3 protein-coding genes are annotated in these 2,685 nt (G+C 34.7%); 1 reads left to right on the forward strand and 2 read right to left on the reverse strand.

Annotation, left to right across the window (positions count from 1 at the left end; translation table 11 throughout):
• Positions 1–435: 435 nt before the first annotated feature.
• Together F6K13_RS27435 and F6K13_RS27440 are read right to left on the reverse strand one after the other, a co-directional pair.
• Positions 436–858 (reverse strand): globin family protein, encoded by a 423-nt coding sequence (locus F6K13_RS27435; RefSeq protein ID WP_124145964.1) that lies wholly within the window; start codon positions 856–858, stop codon positions 436–438.
• 32 nt (positions 859–890) lie between these two features.
• Entirely contained in the window at positions 891–1,913 is a 1,023-nt protein-coding gene (locus F6K13_RS27440) for a globin family protein (RefSeq protein WP_124145965.1), read from the reverse strand.
• Positions 1,914–2,484: 571 nt separating this feature from the next.
• Here F6K13_RS27440 and F6K13_RS27445 point away from each other — a divergent pair.
• Positions 2,485–2,685 (forward strand): hypothetical protein (locus tag F6K13_RS27445; protein WP_287289052.1); only part of this gene is annotated, 201 nt, incomplete at its 3' end.

Raw genomic sequence — 2,685 nt, forward strand, 5'->3', positions numbered from 1 at the left:
GTCAGGAGTCAGGAGTCAGGAGTCAGGAGAAAGAAAAGATTGAAATAGCATGAATTTTTAAATTTGTATTCAGTAGAACATCTGTATTAAGAGAAAGTAATTTTGCAATTACTGTATAACCGGATTCTATATAAAACCTTTATTTATCAATGCTTTAGAATCTAATGTTTTAGCAAAAATAGAATCTTCACCTACTAAATTAACAACTATAACTGCAATAATGACGGCGATAATTACTACATATATTTTTGGCAATTTCCAGAAAATATTAATAATTTGTGTAAGTATTTTTTTGAGTTTTGCTGTTGCTTTTTCAGCAGAATATTCTTGATCTGACTGTTCTTTTTTTTGCTTAGTTTTAGTTGTTATTTTTTGTCTAGTTTTTGGAGGAGACAGAGATTTTTTTTCTTGTTCAGAAGTGGGTTGTGTCGTTGTTTATTCTACTTGTTTGGGAAGTGGTGTTGGTGTTTTTATATAACCTGCTCCTTCAAACATGAATCTAGTAATCTGACCGAGTGCATATACCCAAGCTGTCTTAACTTCGGGATTCCAGTCTTCCTGGAGATACTGTTTTAAAGTTTTCAGTATAGTTTTTCCCACTAAAGGGTAATGTTGTTTGAGAGTGCCATAATTAACGTGACGAGCACCGAGGTCGCGTAATACTTTTGCTAAAGCTTCTGGGTGGCGCAGACTTTCTACTACTAAGACTATAGAATTAAGCAACTTTTTTTGTTGATTTTCCATATCGGTATTAGCAAATAGTGGTTTTGCTTCTGGATATGCTGCAAATAGGTTTTCATAGAAACTGGCAGCAAATTCTGCGCTACGGGGTTTAATTTTTTCAAAGCTCGTTTCAATAACTTCTACCTGTAATTTAGAAGATGATTTTGTTAATGGTGCTTTCTATAAATTATTTTTATTTTTGGTGGCGAGGTAGTTTCAACTTCTGTGTTTGAAGTTTCTGGAGAATACCCTGCACCCTCAAACATCAATTGCACAATTTGTTCGTAAGCAAATACCCACGCATTCTTGACTTCCGAATTCCAATCTTGCTGAAGATACTGTTCTAAAGTCTTCAACAATGCTTCCCCAACTAGAGGATAATGTTGCGGAAGAGTTCCATAATTAATATGACGGGCACCGAGAGCGCGCAATACTTGTGCTAAAACTTCTGGGTGGCGCAGACTTTCTACTACTAACACTAAGGAATTAAGCAACTTTTTTTCTTGCTGTTGTATATCAGTATTAGCAAATAGTGGTTTTGCCTCTGGGTATGCTGCAAATAGATTTTCATAGAAACTGGCGACAAATTCTGCTCCACGGGGTTTGATTTTTTCAAAGCTGGTTTCAATGAGTTCTATTGGTGAAGTAGGGGTTGACTGTGGGGGTGGAGGTTGGGTTGCTATAGCTTGAACTTCGGTTGCGGTGTTCTTGATTTCGGGGTTTTCCTGGGTCTTGGTTTCGGTTTCTGTAGTGTTCGTAGTGGGCGATCGCTCTGTCTCCGATGGATAGTTTGCACCTTGCAACATCAATTTTGCCATTCCACCATCAGCATATATCCAAGCTGCTTTTACTTCTGGAGTCCAATATTCCCCAAGATACTGCTTTAATGTTTTTAGTAGTGCTTTAACTACGAGGGGATAATGTTGTCGTAGCACGCCATAATTAATGTGGCGACTGCCTAATGCTTGCACGACTTCTTTTAGTATCTCTGGATGACGCAAATTTTCGACTACCAGTATCAGAGCATCCAGCAATTTTTTTTGTTGCTGTTGTATGTCAGTATTAGCAAACAGTGGTTTTGTCTCTGGATATTCTGCAAATAAGTTTTCGTAGAAACTGGCTGCAAATTCATTAGTATAAAGTTTAATTTTATCAAAACTTTGTTCTATAATTTCAATTTTTGATTGCATTTTTTATGTAAAATTTAGATATTAACTATTGATTATTATAGATAAAATTTTTCAGTATCAAATCATACCAAATCCAGTTATAAAAAGCTAATTTATCCAAATCATTCTAACCCTTCTGCCCTCTGTCTTCTGCTTTATCTTCACAATAAATATCTCTTTTAAACCGGATCTAGTATTACACATTAACTTGTAATGCTTCTGCCAGAAATTAAGGATAGCTTGAAAGAGAAAAATAGAAATCTCCGAAAATTACACATCTAGATCATTTTTTGTGTCTTTTTTTATAAATTTTCTTCCTGATTCCCAGATAAGCTGTTGTCTACTTTTGCAAAAAGTCTATTCTTTTTCAGAGATGTCTAATGTAGATAAAAAAAAGATAAAAAAGATTTAATTGTTACTTTTGTAACAACTATATTATTTTACAGTTAAAAACTGTAAAGTGTTGTAACAATTACGATTTTGATCGTAATAAATTTTACTCTAGTTTGACAGTTAGTCTAACCTATAAATTACTATGGTTTGACAATACGTCTAACTTATTAATTTGAGGTAATGCAACGAGGTAAAAATGATGAATAATTTGCAAAAATATAGTATCCGATGCACGCTCACTTTCGGTGACATTTATGGCCAAATTATTGTTTGGTTAATAGTAGTATTCTTAAGCATAGCTGGAGGAGTTGCCCTTTGGACTAGCAGTAGCCAAGTCTATGCTCTAGGAGCTATTGCTTTAATCGTGGTTTTGTCTCTACCCTTCCTACTTTTTGCTTTT

The organism is Okeania sp. SIO2B9 (genome assembly GCF_010672505.1).
GTDB classification, from domain to species: Bacteria; Cyanobacteriota; Cyanobacteriia; order Cyanobacteriales; family Microcoleaceae; genus Okeania; species Okeania hirsuta.